This window comes from Actinomadura macra NBRC 14102, assembly GCF_001552215.1.
GTDB lineage: Bacteria > Actinomycetota > Actinomycetes > Streptosporangiales > Streptosporangiaceae > Spirillospora > Spirillospora macra.
The window spans coordinates 882869-905652 of record NZ_BCQT01000006.1; the positions used below are offsets into that span (position 1 = coordinate 882869).

The 22784-nt window shown below is 71.6% G+C and carries 18 protein-coding genes; 16 read left to right on the plus strand and 2 right to left on the minus strand.

The genetic code is table 11. The annotated features are described in order from the left end of the window. Nucleotides 1-100: 100 nt before the first annotated feature. On the minus strand, nucleotides 101-2698 hold the full coding sequence (locus AMA02S_RS12970) for an ATP-binding SpoIIE family protein phosphatase (protein ID WP_157430545.1): 2598 nt from the start codon (nucleotides 2696-2698) through the stop codon (nucleotides 101-103). 175 nt (nucleotides 2699-2873) lie between these two features. Here AMA02S_RS12970 and AMA02S_RS12975 point away from each other — a divergent pair, with 175 nt between their 5' ends. The 8 genes from AMA02S_RS12975 to AMA02S_RS13010 all read left to right on the plus strand — a co-directional run bounded on the left by AMA02S_RS12975 (nucleotide 2874) and on the right by AMA02S_RS13010 (nucleotide 12487). Further along, nucleotides 2874-3659, plus strand: coding sequence for a TetR/AcrR family transcriptional regulator (locus AMA02S_RS12975; RefSeq protein ID WP_157430546.1), 786 nt, complete (start codon nucleotides 2874-2876; stop codon nucleotides 3657-3659). 174 nt (nucleotides 3660-3833) lie between these two features. Then, nucleotides 3834-6407: a M14 family metallopeptidase gene (locus AMA02S_RS12980; protein WP_067456617.1), complete on the plus strand. Its 2574-nt coding sequence runs from the start codon at nucleotides 3834-3836 to the stop codon at nucleotides 6405-6407. 552 nt (nucleotides 6408-6959) lie between these two features. Continuing rightward, a complete protein-coding gene (locus AMA02S_RS12985) occupies nucleotides 6960-7562 on the plus strand; it encodes a sigma-70 family RNA polymerase sigma factor (protein WP_245667482.1) in 603 nt (200 codons plus the stop codon). A 127-nt stretch (nucleotides 7563-7689) separates the two neighbouring features. Continuing rightward, nucleotides 7690-8121 (plus strand): SSI family serine proteinase inhibitor, encoded by a 432-nt coding sequence (locus AMA02S_RS12990; protein ID WP_084265049.1) that lies wholly within the window; start codon nucleotides 7690-7692, stop codon nucleotides 8119-8121. A 154-nt stretch (nucleotides 8122-8275) separates the two neighbouring features. Next, nucleotides 8276-8698 carry a CBS domain-containing protein gene (locus tag AMA02S_RS12995; protein WP_067456620.1) on the plus strand — a complete coding sequence of 141 codons (423 nt, stop codon included), beginning with the start codon at nucleotides 8276-8278 and terminating at the stop codon, nucleotides 8696-8698. Nucleotides 8699-8903: 205 nt separating this feature from the next. Then, nucleotides 8904-9755, plus strand: coding sequence for an ANTAR domain-containing response regulator (locus tag AMA02S_RS13000; protein WP_245667483.1), 852 nt, complete (start codon nucleotides 8904-8906; stop codon nucleotides 9753-9755). A 132-nt stretch (nucleotides 9756-9887) separates the two neighbouring features. Then, nucleotides 9888-11876, plus strand: a complete 1989-nt coding sequence (locus tag AMA02S_RS13005) for a SpoIIE family protein phosphatase (RefSeq protein WP_067456622.1) — start codon at nucleotides 9888-9890, stop codon at nucleotides 11874-11876. Between the two features lie 80 nt (nucleotides 11877-11956). Next, on the plus strand, nucleotides 11957-12487 hold the full coding sequence (locus AMA02S_RS13010) for a DUF6328 family protein (protein WP_067456625.1): 531 nt from the start codon (nucleotides 11957-11959) through the stop codon (nucleotides 12485-12487). Nucleotides 12488-12548: 61 nt separating this feature from the next. On the opposite strand, the gene proS is transcribed toward AMA02S_RS13010, so the two are convergent. Further along, nucleotides 12549-13997 (minus strand): proline--tRNA ligase, encoded by a 1449-nt coding sequence (gene proS, locus AMA02S_RS13015; protein WP_245667484.1) that lies wholly within the window; start codon nucleotides 13995-13997, stop codon nucleotides 12549-12551. A gap of 87 nt (nucleotides 13998-14084) precedes the next feature. Between proS and AMA02S_RS13020 the strand changes: the two genes are divergently transcribed. The 8 genes from AMA02S_RS13020 (at nucleotide 14085) to AMA02S_RS13055 (ending at nucleotide 22767) form a co-directional block, all read left to right on the plus strand. Further along, nucleotides 14085-15776, plus strand: a complete 1692-nt coding sequence (locus AMA02S_RS13020) for a proline--tRNA ligase (protein WP_067456631.1) — start codon at nucleotides 14085-14087, stop codon at nucleotides 15774-15776. A gap of 99 nt (nucleotides 15777-15875) precedes the next feature. After that, entirely contained in the window at nucleotides 15876-17519 is a 1644-nt protein-coding gene (locus AMA02S_RS13025; protein WP_067456634.1) for an ABC-F family ATP-binding cassette domain-containing protein, read from the plus strand. A 67-nt stretch (nucleotides 17520-17586) separates the two neighbouring features. Then, the gene (locus AMA02S_RS13030) at nucleotides 17587-18549 is read left to right on the plus strand and encodes an NAD-dependent epimerase/dehydratase family protein (RefSeq protein ID WP_067456637.1); all 963 of its coding nucleotides are present in this window, start codon (nucleotides 17587-17589) and stop codon (nucleotides 18547-18549) included. Then, a complete protein-coding gene (locus AMA02S_RS13035; protein ID WP_084265050.1) occupies nucleotides 18546-19739 on the plus strand; it encodes a glycosyltransferase family 4 protein in 1194 nt (397 codons plus the stop codon). The genes AMA02S_RS13030 and AMA02S_RS13035 overlap by 4 nt, the downstream gene beginning before the upstream one ends. A gap of 7 nt (nucleotides 19740-19746) precedes the next feature. Continuing rightward, complete coding sequence (locus AMA02S_RS13040; RefSeq protein ID WP_067456640.1) at nucleotides 19747-20484, plus strand: hypothetical protein; 738 nt, start codon at nucleotides 19747-19749, stop codon at nucleotides 20482-20484. Next, nucleotides 20481-20840: a hypothetical protein gene (locus AMA02S_RS13045; RefSeq protein WP_067456643.1), complete on the plus strand. Its 360-nt coding sequence runs from the start codon at nucleotides 20481-20483 to the stop codon at nucleotides 20838-20840. The genes AMA02S_RS13040 and AMA02S_RS13045 overlap by 4 nt, the downstream gene beginning before the upstream one ends. Then, a complete protein-coding gene (locus AMA02S_RS13050; protein WP_067456646.1) occupies nucleotides 20840-21973 on the plus strand; it encodes a glycosyltransferase family 4 protein in 1134 nt (377 codons plus the stop codon). Before AMA02S_RS13045 ends, AMA02S_RS13050 begins: the two co-directional genes overlap by 1 nt. Then, nucleotides 21970-22767, plus strand: coding sequence for a hypothetical protein (locus tag AMA02S_RS13055; RefSeq protein WP_067456649.1), 798 nt, complete (start codon nucleotides 21970-21972; stop codon nucleotides 22765-22767). Before AMA02S_RS13050 ends, AMA02S_RS13055 begins: the two co-directional genes overlap by 4 nt. Nucleotides 22768-22784: the final 17 nt, after the last annotated feature.

Genomic DNA, 22784 nt, shown 5'->3' on the forward strand with positions numbered 1-22784 from the left:
GTGCATTTCCCTCGATCAGAGCGGACACCGGCGTTGGAACGTACCTGTCGTAGCGGAGACAGTTACCTCCCAGGATCGCGAGGGAAACCCACGACCACGCCTAACGCTGGAAGGGGTGCTCGAACCAGACGACCTTTCCTTGGTCGGCGCGGTGGATGCCCCAGCGTTCCGCCAGGTGGCTGACGAGTTGGAGGCCGCGGCCCGACTCGTCGGTGGCCTCGGCGTGGCAGAGCTGGGGCATCTCCTGGCCGTCGTCGTAGACCTCGCCGAGCAGCGTCGTTCCCTTGATCAGGCGGAGGCCGATGGCGCCGGCGCCGTGGACGAGGGCGTTGGTGACGAGTTCGCTGACGAGGAGCTGGACGGTGTCGGTGATGGCCTCCAAGCGCCAGCAGGTGAGCCTGGCGGCGACCTGCGCGCGCGCCGCGGGAACGATGCTGGACCTGGGTTCCAGTTCCCAGGTGGCGACGTCGTCCTGGGAGATGCCGTCCAGGCCCACGGCGACGATCGCGATGTCGTCGGCGGGGGTGCCGGCGCCGAGGGTGGCCAGGAGGGCGTCGCAGGTTCCGTCCAGCGGACGGGGACCGCCGGCGAGTTCGGCGCGCAGTTCCTCCAGGCCCTGCTCGACGTCGCGGTCTCGGCGTTCGAGCAGGCCGTCGGTGCACAGGATGAGCTGGGAGCCGTCCTCGACGCGGATCTCCATGGTCTCGAAGGGTTCGCCGCCGACACCGATGGGCACTCCGGCCGGGACGGGCAGGACATGGGTCTCCCCGGTGGGCGACACCAGGACAGGCGGGACGTGGCCGGCGTTGGAGATCCGGCAGCTCCCGGCGATCGGGTCGTACACCGCGTACAGGCAGGTGGCGAGGTAGTCCTCGCCGAGGCGGCGGGCGAGCACGTCGAGCTGGCGCAGCAGGATGTCGGGCCGCATGTCCTGGGCGGCGACGGTGCGGACGGCGGTGCGCAGCTGCCCCATGATGGCGGCGGAGGTGAGGCCGTGGCCCATGACGTCGCCGACGACGATGCCGAGTCGGCAGCCGGGCAGCGGGATGGCGTCGAACCAGTCCCCGCCGACCTGTGCGGCCTGCCCGGCGGGACGGTAGCGGTAGCACACACGCGCGCCCGCGACCTCTGGCGGGTCGTCGGGGAGCATGCTGCGCTGTAGTTCCTGGGCGACCTGGACCTCCCGCCGGTAGAGCCGCCCGTTGTCGATGGTGAGGGCCGCCCGGCGGGCCAGCTCGTCGATCATGGCTCGGTCGAGTTCGTCGAAGCCCGGGCGGTCGGGCTTGCGCAGGAGCTCGAAGGTGCCGAGCACGCGCCCGCGGGCGATCAGCGGGACGATCAGCAGGGCGCGGTCGGTGAGCAGCGGTCGCAGGTCGCGCCCGCCGACGGCGGCGGCGATCTGTTCGGCGCGTTCACGGCCGACCCTCGGGATGTGGACGGGCCGTCCCGTCCGCATGGCCTGGACGAACGGCGTCCGCTGCGGGAGGCGCAGCCTCTCGTTCTCGGGGACGGTGTCGTCCCATCGTCCGGGTTCCTCGTTGTGTACGACGGCGACGCGGCGCATCACCGTGGTCTCGTCGATGTCGATGACGGGCGGCGCCGAGTCGGTGACGACGTCGTCGAGCAGCTCGACGGCGGCGAAGTCGGCCAGCCGCGGGACGAGCACCTCCGCGAGCGTCCGGGCGGCCTGTAGGTGGTCCAGCGAGCTGCCGATCTGCTGTCCGGCCTCGCTGAGGAAGGTCAGTGGCTCCCTCACGGCCATCGTCTCCCATCCCTGTTCAGGGCGCGGATCGGTGGTGGGTGGCCGCGCGGCGCCGGTGGCGGCGCGGGCTCTGACCCGGAGTGCGCGCGGCACGTCGCCCCGGTAGGGGGCGATCGGCAAGCGGACGCGCAAGCTGAGATTGACCGCCGGGCTGCCGAGGCCGAGGATGCGCGAGGCGATGGGCTCGGCTTCGGCGCCCGTGACGGGGAGCAGGTGGGCGAGGTGCCGGGCGAACGCGGCGGTGTCACCGCCCTCGGACGGCGGGGCGAGCGCCGGTTCGACGCGCAGCAGCCGCGCGCCCGCGGCCCGGCGCGCGGTCCCGTCGGGGCGGGCGACGAGGACGTCGTCCAGCATGAGGCCGAGGCCGTCCTCGCGGAGCCTTTTCAGGTCGGCGGCCAGCGCGAGGACGCGGATGCCCGCGTCGCCCGTCCCGCCGTGGAGCCCGGGACGGTCGATCGGGTACACCCACCAGCCGACCTCGGTGAGTTCTCCGTTGTCGACCCGAGGCACCGTGCAGGCACTGCACCAGGCGTGCCCGAACACCTCCGCCGGTTCGAGGGCGCCGCGGTACTCCCGTGGCAGCCGCAGGACCGTGGCGAGGGGGCGCCCGATGGCCTGGCAGCGTCCGACGCCGAACAGGTCGACGGCGGTGGGGTCCCAGTGCGCGATCCGGGCGCGTGCGTCCAGCGAGATGGTGGCCATGTACGCGACGCCGAGGAGATGCTGCTCCAGAAAACGCGGTATGTGGAGCTCGCCGCGAGTCGCATCCGTGGTGGCAATGTCCGTGGTGGCAGTGTCTGTGCTGGAGATGTCTGGGGTGGACGGGTCTGCGGAGGGAACGCCGGTGGTGGGCGTGCCGGTCTGAGGCGGGGCGAGGCCGCCCCGTGGCGCGCCGTCTCCGGCGTACGGCGGCGACTGACTACCGGTGATGCTCACGCGGACACCTCCCTGGGCGGGAACTCGGCCGTCACGTTCCGCAACCCGCGGTGAACGAGACGTTACTCCGAGTGAGGGCGCTGTGCTGGAGTTCCCGCTACACTAGTTCGGGTGAGTACTCACTCAGCACGCTGAGCGTGCTACTGTCCAGCCCGGGAAGGCGAGGTGGCGACGGGTGGCAGCGGTGATGGAGCCGATGCGGGACCGGATCCTGGCGGCGGCGATCGAGGTGATCCGGAGCCGCGGGATCACGGCCGCGACGACGAAGGAGATCGCCCGCAACGCGGGCGTCTCCGAGGGCAGCCTGTACAACCACTTCGCCAACAAGACGGCGCTCTTCGCAGCGGCCCTGGCCGAGGTGACGGGGACGGCGCGCACGGCGATGGCGACGCTCCTGGGCTCGGCAGGCCAGGGGACGGTCGAGGGGAACCTCGTCCGGCTGGCCGCGGACATGGTCCGCTTCTACGGCGAGCTTCTTCCGATGACCGGCCCGGTCCTGGCCGATCCAGAACTGATCGCCTGGTTGAGGGCGGACGGCCCCCAGAAGGCACAGGTGGCCGCGGGCGCCAGGTCCCGCGCACGCCCCAGGGACGGCCAGGCCGCCGCGGCCCATCCGCCGGGCGCCCTCCATGGTCCCTCCACGAATGCGCCGGACGCTCTTCCGGGCGCACCGGGTGGCCCTCCCGCCGGGCCTCCGGGCGGCCCGACGGCGGGTCCGGTGCTCGGCCACGCGGCCCTGATCGGTTACCTGGAGGCCGAACAGCGGGAGGGGCGCATCGCGGACGGCGCGCCCCTGCCCTTCCTCGCGGCGGCCCTTCTGGGCGGCTGCCAGCAGCATGCCTTCCTCACCCGGCTCGCGGGACCCGAGACGGTCGCCGCCGGGGCGCGGCTGCCGGATGATCCGGAGGAGTTCGCGGCGGCGCTGGTCGGAGCGATCATGGCCGGGCACGTCCCGTCCTGAGGTCCGGATAATGGCGCGTTCCATTGCCTGACGGACGTTCAAACTCCCCCATTGGTGCACAGTAAGCATGAAACTGACCGAATGCGGCAAACGACGCTAGTGTCACATTGACACCCTCCGTCCCGCGGCAGAAGATCACGCAACCCCCGTTGTGATCCATGCCAGGGAGGCGCGATGACGCGCACGGTTTTCCGGCACGCCAGTACCCGGCGCAAGAGACTCACTCCCGTCCTGGCCACCGCCGCCCTCCTGATCGGAGCGCTGGTGGCCACCCCCGCGAACGCCGCCCCCCAACCCGAGGCCCCGGGCGGCGCCGTGGACGTGTACACCGGCGAGTTGACCACCGACCAGGTGAAGCTGCTGAACCGGTCCGGAATTGACCAGGAGGACATCAGCCTAGGGAAAGGCCAAGGCGGCCGCGTTCAGGTCGAAGCGGTCTTGAACGGCGCGCAGGTAGCCGAGCTGAACAAGCAGGGCCTTCGCCTTACGGTGAAGACGGTGCAGGGCAAGGACGTCGCTCAACGACTGAAGGCGGCACCCCCGAAGGTGTTCCGCCCTTACAGCGGCCCGGGAAACCTCCATGAGGAGCTTCTCAAGGTCGCCGCCGAGCATCCGTCCATCGCGACCGCCGTGGACATCGGCACCAGCGTCCAGGGCAAGCCGATCACCGCCGTCAGGGTGAGCAAGAACGTGCGGAACCTCAAGGACCGCAAACGACCCGTGGCCATCTACCAGGCCGCCCAGCACGCACGCGAGTGGATCACACCCGAGATGGTCCGCCGGCTCCTGCACCACTACGTGAACGGCTATGGCAAGGACGCTGAGCTCACACAGATCATCAACACCACGGACCTGTGGTTCCTCCCCGTGGTCAACGTGGACGGCTACGACCTGACGTTCACGGACGGATTCCGGCTCTGGCGCAAGAACGCCCGCGACAACAACGGTGACGGCAAGGTCACCACCGGTGACGGTATCGACCTCAACCGGAACTTCACCTACAAGTGGGGCTACGACAACGAGGGCTCGTCCCCTCGGCCGGCCAGCGAGGTCTACCGCGGTCCGGCCGCCGCGTCCGAACCCGAGACCAGGGCACAGATCGGCCTCTACAAGCGGCTTCGGCCGGCCTACTTGATCAACTACCATTCGGCGGCGGAACTGCTGCTGCACGGCGTGGGCTGGCAGGCCCTGACCCGCAGCCCCGACGACGTGATCCATGACGCGCTCCTCGGTGACATCGACCAGCCGGCCGTCCCCGGCTACACGCCCGAACTCGGCGCGCAGCTCTACACCACCAACGGCGACACCGACGGCGAGGCCGACAACAAGCACGGCGCCCTGTCGGTCACTCCGGAGATGGCGACCTGCAAGACGGCCGCCAACACCTTCCCGGACGACGAGTGGACGCCGGAAAAGTGCGGCAGTGTCTTCGAGTTCCCGGACGATGAAAGACTCATCGCCCACGAGTTCGAGAAGAACCTGCCGTTCGCCCTCTCGATCGGCAAGTCGGCGCGGACTCCGGACAACCCGGTGTCCGTGGTGGGACGCACGGTCCCCGACTTCGAGGCGAAGCGGTTCCCCGTGTCCTACGGGGACACGCAGGAGGTCCAGGCGTACATCCGCCGGTCACTGGACGACAAGACCTTCCACTACCGGATCAACGCGGGCCCCGACCAGCAGGAAGAGGCGCACGAATGGCGCGGCGGTGAGCGGTTCGGCAACGAGAACGACCACTATTTCGGTGAGTACAGAGGCGAGGTCGCCGAGCAGAAGCCGGGCGACAAGGTCGAAGTGTGGTTCTCCGGCGACAAGAACGGCGAGCTCGTCGAGAGCAGGCACTTCACCTACACCGTGAACTCCCGCGACAAGGCGGACGTCCTTGTGATCGCGGACGAGGACTACCGCGGCGTCAACCCGACCTACCCGCCCGGGACGCGCTCGCCCAAGTACGCGCAGCAGTACGCCGACCTCGTCAAGGCCGCCGGCCACAAACCGATCATCTGGGACTTCTCCGCGGCGCCGATCGACCCGGTGCACCTCAATATCCTGAAGCACTTCAAGGCGGTCGTCTGGTACCTGGGTGACAACCGACTTACGCAGGACGCGCCCGACGAGCCGGTTAAGACCCATCAGGGCGACGCACCCGACTCCCAGGTGGCCGACCGCGCCAAGAACCTGCTGCTGTCCATCCGCGCGTATCTGAACGAGGGTGGCAAGTTGCTGCACGCCGGCGAGACGAGCGGCTATTTCGGGCCGCTCAGCCAGTTGAACGGCGGCGGCATCTACTACGGACTGAAGGGCCACCCGGAGCGGCCATGCGTCGTCACCGGGAACTACCGGGACGACTGCGAGCTGCTATCGGACGACTTCTTCCAGTACTACCTCGGCGCTTACGAGAGGCAGCGGGCGGGGGCGCCGACCCAGTTCACCGGGGTAAAGGGCCCGTTCGACGGCGTCACGTCCAAACTGGGCGGAACCGCGTCCAACCCGCTCAACGAGGCCGGCCGCTTCCAGGTCACCTCGACCGTCCTCCCCAGGGACGCCTTCCCGCAGTTCGCAAGTTGGAAGGTGGGCGACTATCTCGGCGGCGACGCTCCCAGGCCCGCCGGGGCACTGGCCACGGTCGACACCGCTTCGGCGGTGGCGACCCGAGACTCCGTCCTGTTCGGCTTCGGCATCGAGCAGGCCACGACCCCGGCCGAGCAGAGGACCCTGGTCTCCAGGGCCCTGGACCACCTGCTCGGCTGACTCCAGGGGCCCCTTCGCCCCCGGGGGCCCCACAAGCGAGGGCCCCGGCCACCTCCACCGGCCGGGGCCCTCGCCCATACTCATTAGTCCCACAGCGCCCGTGAGCCCAACAGCGCCCGTGCACCCCATAACGCCTGCTGACGAGTGGTCCGGCCACTTGACCCTCACATGTGATGGACGCCACGCAACCTTTAGACCGGTCCCGGGCGTCTTACTTAGCAGGGAACACCACTGACGAGTGGAAGCGCCTGATCGGGCAAGGCCCGCGACGTCCCGGAGCAACGGGGTCGCCCTGGTCAAAGCACCGACCCGCGCGAAACCCCGGTACTCCACGCGAGACCGGGACCCACATGATGTCGGTTCTCCCCTGGGAGAACGGCACGGCGCCGCGAGAAACACTCGCTGCACCGCGTCCACAGGCCGGCTCCGAACCCGTCGGGAACGGTGGCACGTACCACTAGCACGGGGGGCGGTTCGTCCGCCCGGTCCGCGCGCGCTCCCGAACGCGCGCCCGCAACCGGCCCTCACGGGTCACGACTACGGGGAGAGATGATGACCGCTGTCACCATGCCTGTCCGCCGGAACGCCCCAGGTACCGCGAACGGCGAGAAGACCGAGCGCTACGAGCGCGACGTCCTCCCCCTCGCCGACCCCCTGTACATCAGCGCGGTGCGGATGACCCGCAACAGCGCTGACGCCGAGGACCTCGTTCAGGAGACCCTCGCCAAGGCGTATGTGAACTTCCACCAGTTCCAGGAAGGCACGAACCTCAAGGCGTGGCTGCACCGCATCCTCACCAACAACTTCATCAACACCTACCGCAAGAAGCAGCGCGAACCCCAGCGTGCCGGCTCGGAGGAGCTGGAGGAGTGGCAGATCGCCCAGGCCGAGGCCCAGGCGTCCGGCTTCCGGTCCGCCGAGTCCGAGGCCCTCGACCGGATCCCCGACTCCGAGGTCGTGACGGCGCTGCGCGCTCTGCCCAAGGACTTCCGCGACGCCGTGTACCTCGCTGACGTCGAGGGTTACCCGTACAAGGAGATCGCCGAGATGATGGGCACTCCCATCGGCACGGTGATGTCCCGCCTGCACCGTGGGCGCAAGCAGCTCCGCGAGGCGCTCGCCGACCACCGCCGGGCCCACATCCTCGCCGCCTGACGACCCGCTCCCGTCGGCCTCTTCGTGGCCCCGTCCCGCCCCACCGGACGCGATCCCGCAGTTCCCCCCGTGACTGCGGGATCGTCCATTCGCAGCACGGTGAGTAGTGTTTCGGATACACTGAGCGATGATCCGTCCGATCATCGGGGAGTATTCGATGGCCCGTCCTGCCACTGCCGCCTTCAGAGCAACGGCTCCCGCTCTCGCCGCGCTCGCCGTGCTGCTGCACACCGTCCCGGCCCAGGCCGAAGCACCCGAGACGTCCCTGCGGCTCACGCTGACGAATCCGGGGCAGCAGACGTCCGGCTCCAGGACCGTCACGCTGCGCTGTGAGCCGGTCGGCGGCAACCATCCCGACGCGGCCCGGGCGTGCAGGGATCTCAACGCGACAGGCGGAAAGTTCATCCGCACCCCCGACGACCGCGCCTGCACCGCGATCTACTCTCCGGTCGTCGCCCAGGCCCAGGGCCAGTGGCGCGGCAAGCCCGTGCGGTTCCGCACCGAGTACGGCAACGACTGCGAGATGCACGCCCGCACGGGCAAGATCTTCGCCTTCTGAACCGCCGGCTCGCGCTCGAGGCCCGTCGCCGGACCCTTCTCGTTCGGATAGCGACCTGGGCCGATTCTCCATCCGTCGCATAGGCGCGTCCACCGTGGGTACACGCGCGTCACGGCTCCGCGAGCCGCCGGACGTTCAGGAGGATGAGCGCGCGATGCCACGAAGAGTCAGCGACGTCATGACCGTGACCCCCCAGGCGCTCCCCCTGGACGCGACGCTCTACGAGGCGGCCCGTGTCATGCGCGACGAGGGGATCGGCGACGTTCTGGTCACCTACGCGGGACGCTTGTGTGGCGTGGTCACCGACCGTGACATCGTGATCCGGGCCGTCGCCGAGAGCCGCGACACGACCCTGACGCCGCTGGGCGACGTCTGCACCGCCGAGCTCACGACCGTCCATCCGGAGGACGACACCACGACCGCGGCGCGGCTCATGAGTGAGCAGGCCGTCCGCAGGCTCCCGGTCGTGGACGCCATGCAGCGCCCGGTGGGGATCGTGACCATCGGCGATCTCGCCCTCGCGGACGGCGGCGGTGGGCCGCTGCCCGCGATCAGCAAGGCGCCACCCAACAACTGAGGGTCGGCTACCCGGGACCCAACGACCAGGGACCCACCCCGAGACGACGCCAGGACGAAGTCTGGCGAAGCCCGGGGCGCAGCGGACGACGCACACGACCGAGGCGGACATGGACCGGAGAGAACGGCACCACACCGGGGGGATCGACCCGGCGCCGCCGGTCCGCGCACCGGGGCATCCCAGCTCGCAGGATAACGTCGGACGGGTGACACCCACGGAAACGGTCCTGACGGACCAGCTCGCGTTGGAGATCGCCCGGCTGGGCATGGTCGGGGAATCCTCGGACGTGGGCACGCTGCACCGCATCACCGAGCTGGCCTCCCGGGCCGTGCCGGGGTGCGCGGGCGCCGCGAGCGTCCGCTGGGCCCTGCCGAAGATCTCCACGAACGGCCTGTCCCTCACGCCGAGCCTGCCGCCGGACCTCGTCCAGGACACCCTGCCGTCGCACACGGGCCCGGCGGGCACCTCACCGGTCCCGGCGCCGTCCCCGGAGCCGGGCGCCGACATGCAACGACCCGAGCCGCTCGCCGCCGCGGCCAGCCACCCCGATCTCGCCGAAGTGACCGACCGGCAGCTGTCGCGCGGGCGCGGCCCGGTCTTTGACGTCGTGCTCGGCCGCCGCGCGCTCAGCTCGAACGATCTCCTCGCCGAGACCCGCTGGCCGGAGGCGATGGCCGACATGCTGCGCCGTGGCGTCCGCTGCTTCATCACCTCCCCGCACCTCAACCCGCCCGTCCTGGTCACGCTCACGCTGTACGGGGTGACGCCCAAGGCACTCGGCTCGGGCGGGCACGCGCTCGCCGCCCTGTTGGTGGCCCAGGGCAGCGCGGCGGTGTCCAACTCCCAGCAGTACGACGTCGTCCACCGCACCGCAGTACAGTTGCAGGAGGCCGTTGAGGCACGCGCCATCGTGGACCAGGCGAAGGGGATCATCATGCACGCGCTGGGCTGCGACGCCGACGAGGCGTTCGCCGAGATGCGGCGCATCTCGCAGACGCGCCATGTGAAGCTCACCGCTCTCGCACAGCGGATCGTCGGCGATCAGGGCCTCTCCTAGACACTGAACTAGGCCCCATGTGGAAAACGGGAATAAGCTGCGGACAGCGGGCCCCGAAGGCCGTGGGACCGCCCGACCCAGAGCACGAGCCGATCTGGTTTCACCGTGCCTCGCGGACAAGGGGGAGACCAGATGCACGAGCAGCCTGACCAGCTCGAACCGGAGACCCTGCTGAGGGAGATCTCCGATCTGGAGGGGCGCATCGGCGAGCTGCGCCAGGCCGCGGGCATGCCCGAGCCCGACCTGCGCGCGACGCTGGACGCGGCGCTGGTGGAGCTGGAACTGGCGCTGACCGCCCTGCGCACGATGGGCACCGAGCAGGGCGGCGAGCGGAACGGGTCCGCGGCGGCCGAGAACGAGCGGCGGGTGCTGCGGACGGTCTTCCAGGACGCGCCCGTGCCGCTGTTCCTGTTGGACCGCAACACCAGCGTCCGGCGGGTCAACCGGCAGGCGGCGTCACTGCTCGGCACGTCCTCCGGATACGTGTCGGGCAAGCAGTTCACGGCCTTCTGCGATCTGGCGACCCGGGCGGCGGTCCGGTCGCAGCTCGCCGCGGTCGTGCGGACGGGGCGGCGGCGGCGCGTCCAGGTCCGGTTCCTCGGCCGCGATCACCCGATCGACGCGGTGGTGACGTTGGCGCGGGTGTGGATCCGCGGCGAGCCCGACCCGATGGTCGTGGTGGCCGCCGGCCCGACGAACACACCCACCGACGGGAACCCGGACGGGGCGCAGAACGAGGTCGCCAGGCAGCCGAAGGCGGTCAAGGCCGCGCCGCCGGCGCAGGGCGACGACGAGGCCGTGGCCACGATCGTCCACCGGATGGACGTCCTCGCCACCGCCAGCGAACTGCTGCTGGACGAGCCGGTCTTCAACGAGACCGTGGCCGTGCGGCGCTGTGCCCGGCTGCTGGCGACCGAGCTGGCCGACTGGGCGTTCATCGATCTCACCGGCCCGGTCGGGACCGGTCCCGGCGGTTCCCAGCAGGGCGGGACGAAGGTGGTGGGGACCGCCCCGCCGCTGCGCCGCCAGGTGGTGATGGGCCCGGCCGACGAGCGTTCCGTCGAGGCCGTGGGCGCCTTGGAGGACCTGGAACCGGCCCTGGACACGCTGCCGCAGACGGTGTTCGTCACCCGGCAGAGCGCGCTGCGCCCGCATGTGGAGAACCTCGACCTGCTCGGCGTCTGCCCGGACGGCACGCCCGTCTGCGCCAAGATCGGCGCGACGTCGGTCCTGTGCGTCCCGGTGGAGGACGGCGACCGCTGCATCGGCGCGATCACGCTGGCGGCGAGCGGTGACTACGGCCCGTTCGATCTGATGGACCTCGGCGTCGTACAGCGGCTCGGCCGGTACCTGGCGCTGGTCATCCGGGCGGCACGGCTCTACCGCCGCCGCGCCGAGGTGGCCGAGACGCTCCAGGCCGGGCTGCTGCCGAAGACGCTTCCGGCGATCCCGGGTGTGAGCGTGTCGGCCCGCTACATGACGGCGACCCGCGGAGCCGAGGTGGGCGGCGACTTCTACGACGTGTTCCGCACCCAGAACGGCAGTTGGGGGCTGGTGCTCGGCGACGTGTGCGGCAAGGGCGAGGACGCCGCGGCGGTGACCTCGACCGCCCGTCACTGCGCCCGGCTGGCGGCGCGCTGGAAGGACCGTCCCGGCGAGATCCTCGCCATGGTCAACCAGGCATTGCTGGACGAGGACCGGTTCGTCACCGCCGTCATGGCCGGGCTCCAGATCGACACCGAGCGCGTCACGGTCTCGCTCGGCACCGCAGGCCATCCGCCGGCGATCGTGATCCGCGCCGACGGGGTGATCAGGTCGGCGTCGCGGGGCGGCGTGCCGCTCGGGCTGTTCGAGGACTTCGAGGCCGGCCTGGACACCATCGACCTCGGCATCGGCGACACGCTCATCCTGCACTCGGACGGGGTGCTGGAGGCATGTGACCTCCAGCGCGTCGAATTCGGGCAGGAACGGCTGCTGGAGGCGCTGGCCGCGCACGCCACCGACCCGCTCGACGAGATGCTGGGCGCGGTGGAGCGGGCGCTGCTGGACTTCTGCGACGGCGACCTGCGCGACGACGTGTCGATGCTGGCGCTGCGCGTGGACGCCCCCACGCTCGACTGACGCCCCGCCCTGAGAGACGCCACCCGCTCCCGACCGCCGGCTGCCGGACTGACGGGTGTTTTGCCGGGTAGGAGGCTTTCATGAGTGTTGATCCCGAATCAAAACCCCGGAACGAGACCCGGCACGAGCGTCTCGACCGGCAGCTCATGGAGCTGCTGCAAGGCTTCCGCGTCGCGGTCACCGGGGTGCAGGTGCTGTTCGCCTTCCTGCTCACCGTCCCGTTCTCCGCCGGTTTCGACCGCGTGGATCGGCCGGGAAAGGTGCTGTTCTACATCGCGCTGTTCGGGGCGGCACTCGCCTCCATCTGCTTCATCGCGCCGGTGTTCCAGCACCGGATCCTGTTCCAGCTCGGGCAGAAGGCGCTGCTGATCCGCCGCGCCAACCGGTTCGGGATCTACGGCGCGTTCGCACTGGCGATCTCCATCACCGCGTCCGCGACGCTGATCGTCGAAACCCTCGCCGCCGAGGACGTGGCGACCGCGGCGGCGGTCGCCACGGCCGTGGTCGTGCTCGCCCTGTGCTCGTGGACATGGTTCATCCAGCCCTACCTGACCCGTATGAAGGCCAACGGCCGCACGAACGATGACGACGATGACGACGGCGACGAATGACGACGGCGATACCGACGGGGCCGACGGGGAGCGGTGATCGTGCGACCGGAGGCCCCGGGGATCAGTACGCCTTGCCGAAGATGACCCGCTTGCCGTAGGCGGACGGCTCGCCGCACTTCACGCAGACGCCCGTCTCCTCGGGGGCGTCGGCGGCGATGACGCGCGGCGTCGCCGCGGTCTCGGCCTTGATCTCGTCCTCGCAGGCGGCGCGGGCGCAGTGGAACGCGCGGGCCCAGCCGTCGGCGACCCGGGCGCCGAACGCGTCCCAGCCGTCCACCACGGCGGTGCGGCCCTCGCGGAACGCCTCGGCCCTGGCCAGCAGGAACGACTGGAAGTCGGCGAGGATGCCGGGCAGCACCTCGGGGACCTTCTCCAGCGGGATCTGCTCCTTGCCCTGCCCCTCCACGGTCGGCAGGCGCCGGACGACGGTCGCGACACCGCCCTCGATGTCACGCTTGCCCAGCTCGATACGGATGGGGACGCCGCGCATCTCCCACTCGTTGAACTTGAAGCCCGGGGAGAGCTGCGGGCGGTTGTCGTCCACGTGGACGCGGATGCCCATCGACTTGATCGCCGCACCCAGCCGGCGCGCCTCGGCGGCGGCCTGTTCGCCCTGCTCCTTGCGCCCGATCGGGACGATCACGACCTGGTAGGGGGCCAGCCGCGGCGGCAGCACGAGCCCCTTGTCGTCGCCGTGCGTCATGATCACGCCGCCGATCATCCGGGTGCTCATCCCCCAGGACGTGGTGTGGGCGAGCGTCAGCTTCCCGCCCTCGTCCTGGTACTGGATCTCGAACGCCTTGGCGAAGTTCGTGCCGAGGTAGTGGGACGTGCCGGACTGCAGCGCCCGCCCGTCCCGCATCATGCCCTCGATCGTGTACGTGCGGACGGCGCCGGCGAACCGCTCGCCGGGCGTCTTCTCCCCCGCCACCACCGGGATCGCCGCCAGGTCGCGCGCCACGGCGGCGTAGGCGTCCAGCGCCCACATCGTCTCGCGCATGGCGTCGTCCTCGTCGGCGTGCGCGGTGTGGCCCTCCTGCCAGAGGAACTCGGTCGTGCGCAGGAACATCCGGGGCCGCATCTCCCAGCGGACGACGTTCGCCCACTGGTTCAGCAGCAGCGGCAGGTCGCGGTGCGAGTCGATCCACTTGGCCATGTACTCGCCGATGACGGTCTCGGAGGTGGGCCGCACGACCAGCGGCTCCTCCAGCTCCTTGCCGCCCGCGATCGTCACGACCGCCAGCTCCGGGGAGAAGCCCTCGACGTGCTCGGCCTCGCGCTTGAGGTAGGACTCCGGGATGAACATCGGGAAGCAGGCGTTGTCGTGGCCCGCCTCCTTGATCCGCCGGTCCAGATCGGCTTGGAGCAGCTCCCACACCCGGTACCCGTACGGGCGGATGACCATCGTGCCGCGAACCGGACCGCGGTCCACGAGCTGGGCCTGCACGACCAGCTCGTTGTACCAGGCGGAGAAATCCTCGCTCTGCGGTGTCACACCTTCTCGACTCACGGCTTCAGGGTACTGACTGGCGGCACCGGACGCCGACGCAATAACCGACGTGGGAGCCGTTCGCCGCCCCGCTGTTACCCTCGCCGGATGCGCTGGTCCCAGATGTTCGCGCCCACGCTCCGCGACGATCCGGCCGAGGCGGACGCGCCATCCCACCGGCTGCTGCTGCGCGCCGGATACGTACGGCAGCTGACCGCCGGGCACTATTCGCTGCTGCCGCTGGCGGTCCGGGTCCGCGCGAAGATCATGGACATCATCCGGGAGGAGATGGACGCGATCGGCGCGCAGGAGATGCTGCTGCCCGCGCTGCATCCGGCGGAGCCGTGGAAGCGCTCGGGCCGCTGGGACCTGATGGGCCACGAGATGTTCCGGCTCCGCGACCGGCGCGGCGCCGAGTTCGCGCTCGGCATGACCCACGAGGAGATCTTCGCGACGGTCGCCCGGGAGCTGAACTCCTACAAGAACCTCCCGCAGCAGTGGTACCAGTTCCAGACGAAGTTCCGGGACGAGCCGCGCTCCAAGGGCGGCCTGCTGCGGACCCGCGAGTTCACCATGAAGGACGCCTACAGCTTCGACGTCGACCGGCCGGGCCTGGACGTCTCGTTCGACTCCTACCACGCCGCCTACGCGCGGATCTTCGCGCGGCTCGGGCTGCGCGCCCTGCCGTGCGAGGCGTCCAGCGGCACCATGGGCGGCGCCGGCTCGACCGAGTTCATGGTCCCGGCCGGGGTCGGCGAGGACCTCGTCGTCCACTGCCCCGCGTGCGGCTACGCGGCCAACATCGAGCGTGCGACCTCCGCGCTGGCCGTCGCGGCGGACGGTGCGGGCCTGCCCGCGCCCGAGCGCTTCGACACGCCCGGCGTCCGCACGATCGACGATCTGGTCTCCTACGACGCGCCCGCCGACCGGCAGGTCAAGACGCTCGTCCACATCGTGGACGGCACGCTCACCCTCGTCCTGCTGCGCGGCGACCATGCCCTCAACGAGCAGAAGCTCACCGACGCGGCAAGCGCCGCCGAGACCCGCGCCGCCACACCCGAGGAGATCAAGGACGCGCTGGGCGCGCTGCCGGGCAGCCTCGGTGCCGTCGGGGTGTCGCTGCCCGTGATCGCGGACGAGGCGCTGCGCGGCCGGAAGGCCATGTTCACCGGCGCCAACACCGACGACGTCCACCTGCGCGGCGTCGACGTCGACCGGGACATCCCCGTCACCGCCTGGGCCGACCTGCGCGAGGTCGCCGCGGGCGAGCGGTGCGTCCGCTGCGCAGAGCGCCTGGAGGTGCTGCGGGCCATCGAGGTCGGCCACATCTTCAAACTCGGCGACCGCTACGCGCGTGCTCTCGGCGTGGACGTCCTGGACGCCGGCGGCGACCGCGTCCCGATCATCATGGGCAGCTACGGCATCGGCGTGGAGCGGGCGATGGCCACGATCGTGGAGGTCCACCACGACGACCGGGGGATCGTCTGGCCCCTCGCGGTCGCGCCGTTCCAGGTTGCCGTCGTGATCGCCCAGTCCGATGACGCGGAGGTCGCCAAGGCGGCCGAGGAGGTCTACGCGGGCCTCGGCGCCACGGGCGTGGAGGTGGTGATCGACGACCGTCCCGAGCGGGCGGGGGTGAAGTTCCGCGACGTGGAGCTGACCGGCATTCCCCTGCGCGTTACGGTGGGCCGCCGCGGGCTGGCGGACGGGGTCGCCGAGGTCACCGACCGCGCCACCGGCGACACCGAGCGAATCGCCCTGGACGCCGTCGTCGCGCACGTCCGCTCGAAACTCGCCTGACGCCGGGCCCGCGCCCGAACGACCGACACCGAAATCGATTTGACGTGGTCGCCCGCGGTTCCGGAGACTCGACGGCGGGATTCCAGCCGAGGGGGGACCGTGGGGCACGTGGAGGTCGGCCATGTCGGCCATGCGCTGCCGGACGGCCGGGTCCTGCTGGACGACGTCTCGTTCCGGGTGGGCGACGGCGTCACGGCCGCGCTCGTCGGCCCGAACGGCGCCGGCAAGACCACCCTCCTCCGCCTGATCGCCGGCGACCTCGCACCCCAGGACGGGACGGTCGCGCACAGCGGCGGGCTCGGCGTGATGCGGCAGTTCGTGGGGAACGTCCGGGACGAGTCGTCCGTGCACGACCTGCTGCTGTCCACGGCGCCGCCGCGCGTGCGGGAGGCCGCCGCGGCCGTGGAGGCGGCGGAGCTGGCCATGATGGAGCGCGAGGACGAGCCGACGCAGCTCCGGTACGCCACGGCCCTCGCCGGATGGGGCGACGCGGGCGGCTACGAGATCGAGGTGCTCTGGGACGCCTGCTGCGTCGCGGCCCTCGGCGTCCCGTACGACGGGTGCCGGTGGCGGGAGGTCAGGACGCTGTCGGGCGGCGAGCAGAAGCGGCTCGTCCTGGAGGCGCTGCTCCGCGGCCCGGACGAGGTACTCCTGCTGGACGAGCCCGACAACTACCTGGACGTGCCGGGCAAGCAGTGGCTGGAGGAGCGGCTGCGCGAGACGTCCAAGACGGTGCTGCTGGTGTCGCACGACCGGGAGCTGCTGGACCGGGCCGCCGACCGCATCGTGACCGTCGAGGCGGGCAAGGTCTGGGTGCACGGCGGGCGGTTCGCGACGTACGCCGACGCGCGCCGCGAGCGCAACGAACGCCTGGAGGAGCTGCGCCGCCGCTGGGACGAGGAGCACGCCAAGCTCAAGCAGCTCGTCCTCATGCTCAAGAACAAGGCCACGTTCAACGACGGGCTCGCGTCGCGCTACCACGCCGCGCAGACCCGGCTCCGCAAGTTCGAGGAGGCCGGGCCGCCGGAGGTCCCGCCGCGCGACCAGAGCATCAAGATGCGGCTGCGCGGCGGCCGCACCGGCAAGCGCGCGGTGATCTGCGAGGGCCTGGAGCTGACCGGGCTGATGAGGCCGTTCGACACGGAGATCTGGTACGGCGAGCGTGTCGCGGTCCTCGGCTCCAACGGGTCGGGGAAGTCGCACTTCCTGCGGCTGCTGGCCGCGGCGGCCGAGACGCTGCCGCGCGGCGCGACCCCGGTCGAGCCCGTCGCGCACACCGGCACCGGACGTCTTGGCGCTCGTGTCGTCCCGGGGCTGTTCGCGCAGACGCACGCCCGTCCCGACCTGGCGGGGCGCACGCCCTGCGAGATCGTCATGACCGAGCATGCGCGGCTGCGCAACGACGCGATGAACGCGCTCGCCCGCTACGAGCTTCAGTTCTGCGCCGAGCAGCCGTTCGGGACCCTCTCGGGCGGGCAGCAGGCGCGCCTCCAGATCCTCCTGCTGGAGCTGGGCGGCGCCACGCTGCTGCTGCTGGACGAGCCGACCGACAACCTGGACCTGGCCAGCGCCGAAGCCCTCCAGGAGGGGCTGGAGTCCTACGAGGGCACGGTCGCGGCCGTCACCCACGACCGCTGGTTCGCCCGCCCGTTCGACCGTTTTCTGGTGTTCGGTTCGGACGGTTCCGTCTACGAGTCCCCCGAACCGGTCTGGGACGAGACCCGCGTCGCCCGTCCCCGCTGAGAAGTCGGTGGGTTTGGGCTGATCAGCGGGCTACCCAAGGGTTGTGAGGGATGGGTAGAGTGCCCGGGTGCGGGTGGTGGTGACGGGGGCTGCCGGGTTCGTCGGGAGCCATGTGGCGGACGCGTTCGCGGACGCGGGGCATGAGGTGCTCGCCGTCGACGCGCCCGCACGGTCGCTCGCACCGGACGTCGCCCGCCGGACGTGGGACGAGGTGGCGGCACGGCCCGGAGTGCGAGCCGTCCAGGCCGACCTGGCGCTCGACGATCTGAGCGCGGTCGCGGCCGCCGACGTCGTCGTCCACCTGGCGGGACGGCCGGGAGTGCGCAGCTCGTGGGGTACGGGACGGGCGGCGGCCGAGCGCGACAACGTGCTGGCGACCGGGCGGCTGCTCGCGGCGTGCGCGGCGCGGCCCGCGCGGCTGCGGCCACGGGTGATCGTCGCGTCCAGCTCGTCGGTGTACGGGTCGGCGGGGTCCCGGCCCAACCGGGAGGACGACCCGTTGAACCCGGCGAGCCCGTACGCGGCCAGCAAGGTGGAGGTCGAGCGGCTGGCGGTGCTGGCGGCGCGGGACGGGCTGCGGACCGTCCTGCTCAGGTACTTCTCCGTCTACGGTCCCCGGCAGCGGCCCGACATGGCGTTCCACCGGTTCGTGGAGGCGGCGCTGGACGGGCGGCCCCTGCCGGTGTTCGGAGACGGCCGCCGTTCCCGCTCCTTCACGCACGTCCAGGACGTGGTGGCGGCGACGCTGGCGGCCGCCGGCGCGGACCTGCAAGCCGGGATCGCCGTCAATGTCGGGCATCACGAGCCCGTGGCGGTGCGGTCGGCGATCGGGTTGCTGACGGGCGTGCTGGGGGTGCGGCCGGAGATCCAGCGGGAGGCGCCGGTGGCCGGGGACGCGGCGCGGACCTGGGCCGACACCGGGCGAGCGGCGCGACTGCTCGGTTGGACGGCCCGCACCGGCCTGGCCGAGGGCCTCGCCGACCAGATCGCCTGGCACCGGGCGCTGCGCGTGCAGGAGGTCCCGGTATGAGTTCCGCCCCGCGCCATCGGGCGGCCTATGTCGCGTTCGACCGGTTCCCGTCCAGCAAGGGGTCGGCGGTGCACATCGCGCAGATGGCCGACGAGCTGTTCGCGTCCTTCGGAGGTGGTCTGCTGGGCGTGCTCGGCGGCGGTGGCCTGCCCCGCTACCAGCGGGAAGGGGACCGGGAGATCGCCCGGTTCGACGCGCAGATCCCGAACCTGATCGACCGCGCCGAGGCGTTCTCCGGATGGGTCGCCGATCTTCTGGAGCCGCACCGGGAGACCCTGGAGGTCTGCCACGTGCGGGATCCGTGGAGCGCGCTCCCGGTGGTCTCGCTGCCCGGCCGGCGCCGGGTGGTGTACGAGGTGAACGGGCTGCCGTCGATCGAGATGGCCCACACGTGGCCGTGGGCGTCGAGGGCGGCGCTCGGCAAGATCCGCGAGCTGGAGCGGTTCTGCCTGGAGCGCAGCGACGCCGTCGTGGTGCCGTCGGGGGTCATCGGCGCGGCCGTGCGGCGGCTCGGCGTCCCCGCGGACAAGGTCCGGCTCGTGCCGAACGGCGCCGACGTCCGCGACACGCCAGAGCGTCCCGATGGCGCGCCGGAGCGGTACCTCATCTACGTGGGCGCGTTGCAGCCATGGCAGGGCCTGGACGTGCTGATGCGCGCGTTCGCGCGGCTCGCCGACCTGGCCGGGCTGCGGCTGGTGGTCTGCGCGTCCGTCCCGGAGCGGCGGGCGAAACCGGTGCGGCGGATGGCGGAGCGGCTCGGGGTCGCCGATCGGGTGGACTGGCGGTTCGCGCTGCCGCACCACGAGGTCGCGGCATGGCTGGCGCACGCCGAGGTGTCGGTGGCGCCGCTGACGGGCTGCGCGCGCAACCTCGACCAGGGGTGTGCGCCGCTGAAGGTGATCGAATCGATGGCGGCGGGCGTCCCGGTGGTCGCCTCCGACCTGCCGGCGGTGCGCGAGCTGATGGCGGACGGGGAGCACGGGCGGCTCGTCCCGGCGGACCGTCCGGCGGAACTGGCGCGGGCCGTGCGGATCCTGCTGGAGTACCCCGGCGAGGCGGCGGCAATGGGCGAGCGGGCCCGGCGCCGCATCCAGGACGGGCTGACCTGGGCGCACTCGCGTGCCGAGCTGGCCGCGGTCTACCGGGCGGTCACGGCGCACGCGCCATCCGATCAGCGGAACGATAGGTGATGTCGTCATGTTCTGGCGCAAGCAGCGCGCGGCGATCAAGCGGTTCCACCCGCTGCACAGGGCACTCGTCCTGGAACGCGGCTTCACGGTGTCGCTGCGGCGCGACGACTGGGAACCGATGATCCAGAGCCTCGCCGGGCACTCCCAGCACGTCCGGCGCCGCAGGTGGGCGCCGCCGGAGCGGGCCGCCGGGATCGTGGTGCCGATGCTGCGGGTGCTGGCGGCGGACATGCGCCCGGAGGGCGTGCTGTCGGTCGCCGCCGACCTGCGCGGCGCCGACGTCCCGCAGAAGAACGGGCCGGCCCACGACCTGCCCGTCCAGCGGCCGATCCTGTCGATCAAGCAGTGGTACGCCGTGGACCCGTGGCTGCGGATGCGGGCGGAGCTGCGCGACGGCAGCGTCCTGGAGCTGTCGGTCACCGAGCGGCTGCGCAAGCGGCAGATCCGCAAGCGCAACCCGCGCGGCAAGATCAAGTCGAAGCGGAAATCGAAGTCGGTGCACCTGATCCGGGTGACGCGGCGGCTGCCGAAGGGCGCGACCGTCCGCCGCCCCGGCGCACCGCCGCCGGGCTGGATCAGGGTGCAGGTCAGGCAGGGGACGCGGATGGTGATCCGGACGAACGCCAAGATCCACGGCACGCGTCCCGACGCGCAGCTGATCGAGAGCATCCTGCTCGTGTCGACGGAGGCGTTCCGCTGGACGCCGCCGGGCACCGCCGCACCGGCAGCGAGGAGAACGACATGACCCCCTGCATCGTGACCACCGGGTTCTTCGTGCTCGGCCGCTGCGGGCGGGCGGCCGTCGTCTCCTGCCCGCAGTGCCGGCGTCCCGTCTGCGAGCGGCACGCCGCACCGCAGAGCGGGCACTGCCCCGAGTGCATGGCGGCCCACGGATACGGGTCGCAGAACCCGTTCGACCCGTCCTGGACTGGCGGGTACCGGCGGCGCTTCTACGAGCGAAGCTCGCAGACCTACAGCGACACCTACTGGTACTCGTCGTTCGACGAGTTCGACCGGGGCGCGTTCAACCCGGGGGACGATTACTCCTACGGCGAGGGCGACTTCGGCCCGGACGACGGCACCGGATTCGTGGACAGCTGATGGAGCCTCTTCCCCGAGTCCTGTGGGTCACCGAGCACTACCCGCCCAGCCAGGGCGGCATGGCGCAGTCCTGCGACCGGATCGTGCGGGGGCTGCGCGCCGCGGGCGTCGAGGTGGACGTCGCGCACCTGACACGGCGGGACCGGCCCTGGGCCGTGACACGCGAGCACGGTGGACGGCTGCTGACCGCGCCGCTCGGCGACGACCCCGAGCACGCGCTGCGCCGCCTCTGGACGACCCTGACCGCCGAACGGCTGGAGAGCGCGTACAGCCACGTCATCGGGTTCGGCGGGACCTACTCGATGCTGGCCGCGCCCGTCCTGGCGCGGCTGCTGGACGCCCGGCTGGTCACGCTGCTGCGCGGGAACGACATCGACGTCGGCGTGTTCTCGCTGCGGCGCCGGGGCGTGCTGACCGACGCGCTGCGCGCCTCCGCGCGGGTGTGCGTCGTCGCCCGCTCGCACATACCGCTCGTCTCGGCGCTGGTCCCGGAGGCCGCGAGCACGTTCGTGGCGAACAGCGTCGACACGACGCAGTGGCGGATCCTGCCGTCCGAGCGGGCACGCGGGGACGCATGGCGCGCGGAGAACGTCGCGCCGGAACGCCGGACGATCGGCGTCATCGGCCAGCTCAAGAACAAGAAGGGCATCGGGTTCCTGCTGGACTCCCTCGTCGCGTCGGGCCACACGGACGCGTTCCATCTGCTGCTCGTCGGCGAGGTCGAGGAGAGCGTCACGCGCTGGCTGGCGGAGCGGGCCGACACCGTCCCGCATTCGTTCCTGCCGTTCCTGGAGCGCTACGACCTACCCGCCGTGTACGCCGGTTGCGACCTGGTCGCGCTGCCGTCCTTCTACGACGGGATGCCGAACGTGGCGCTGGAGGCGGCGGCGCTCGGCGTCCCGCTGCTGGCCTCGGACGCCGGCGGGCTCGCGGACGTCGCCGACGACAAGATCGGCTTCACCTTCCCCGCCGGGGACGCCGACGCCTGCCGCGCCGCCCTCGCCCGGGCCGCGCGGGCGGACCCGGAGCGGTTGGCCGCGCTCGGCGCGGCGGGCGCCGAGCGGATCCGCCACGACTTCACCCCGGCCGCCGAGACCGCCGGGTACCTCGCCGTCCTCGACGAGACCCGTTGATCGTCTGCTACGCGCGCGGCGACGGGCTCGGGCACCTGACTCGGCTGCGGGCGACCCTGCACACCCTGGTGTGGGACGACGAGGTCACCGTGGTCACCGGCTCGCCGCACGCGGCCGACCCGCGGGTCGCGCACGGCTGGCGGATCACCGAGACGCTGGACGACCTGGTCATGGAGCGCGTCGCCACGGACGGTGCCGCCACGGACGTCATCGTCGACGCGTTCCCGGCCGGCCTCAAGGGCGAACTGCGTCGGTTCCCGGGCGGCGTCCGCGTCACGCATCTCGCGCGGCGACTCCGCTGGGACGCCTACCGCCCGCTGCTGCCCGCCGACCCGCCGCGCTTCGACCGGACGTACATCCTGGAGCCCCTCGAACCAGGGCACGAGGCGTATCTCCGTACGGTGTCGGACGAGATCGCCCCCCTGGTCCTGGCCGATCCCCCGTCCGGGCCGCTCGATGTGGACGGCTGGCTCATCGTCCACGGCGGGCCCGCCGCCGAGATCCTCGAACTGGTCGCGTACGCGCGGGAGATGGCCGCGCTGGAGGGTGTCCGGCCGCCGTTGACCCTCGTCTCGCCGCACCGCCCGGAGGGGCTGCCCGCCGGCGTCGCGCATCTGGACGCCTACCCCGCCTGCCCACCCGGGCCGCGCGTGGAGCGGATCGTCACGGCCGCCGGGTTCAATGCGGTCCGGCAGTTCGCGCCCTGGCGGGACCGGCACCGGATGCTGCCGTTCCCGCGCAGCCTGGACGACCAGTTCGCACGCGCCGCCCGCGCGAGGGATGCCGCCCGCTAGACAGCCCAAGCACGGCG

Excerpts from the sequence above, each read along its gene's own strand:
- AMA02S_RS12980 (WP_067456617.1), top strand. The coding sequence starts at position 3,834 with ATGACGCGCACGGTTTTCCGGCACGCCAGTACCCGGCGCAAGAGACTC.
- AMA02S_RS12985 (WP_245667482.1), top strand. The coding sequence starts at position 6,960 with ATGACCGCTGTCACCATGCCTGTCCGCCGGAACGCCCCAGGTACCGCG.
- AMA02S_RS12990 (WP_084265049.1), top strand. The coding sequence starts at position 7,690 with ATGATCCGTCCGATCATCGGGGAGTATTCGATGGCCCGTCCTGCCACT.
- AMA02S_RS12995 (WP_067456620.1), top strand. The coding sequence starts at position 8,276 with ATGCCACGAAGAGTCAGCGACGTCATGACCGTGACCCCCCAGGCGCTC.
- AMA02S_RS13005 (WP_067456622.1), top strand. The coding sequence starts at position 9,888 with ATGCACGAGCAGCCTGACCAGCTCGAACCGGAGACCCTGCTGAGGGAG.
- AMA02S_RS13010 (WP_067456625.1), top strand. The coding sequence starts at position 11,957 with ATGAGTGTTGATCCCGAATCAAAACCCCGGAACGAGACCCGGCACGAG.
- AMA02S_RS13020 (WP_067456631.1), top strand. The coding sequence starts at position 14,085 with ATGCGCTGGTCCCAGATGTTCGCGCCCACGCTCCGCGACGATCCGGCC.
- AMA02S_RS13035 (WP_084265050.1), top strand. The coding sequence starts at position 18,546 with ATGAGTTCCGCCCCGCGCCATCGGGCGGCCTATGTCGCGTTCGACCGG.
- AMA02S_RS13040 (WP_067456640.1), top strand. The coding sequence starts at position 19,747 with ATGTTCTGGCGCAAGCAGCGCGCGGCGATCAAGCGGTTCCACCCGCTG.
- AMA02S_RS13045 (WP_067456643.1), top strand. The coding sequence starts at position 20,481 with ATGACCCCCTGCATCGTGACCACCGGGTTCTTCGTGCTCGGCCGCTGC.
- AMA02S_RS13050 (WP_067456646.1), top strand. The coding sequence starts at position 20,840 with ATGGAGCCTCTTCCCCGAGTCCTGTGGGTCACCGAGCACTACCCGCCC.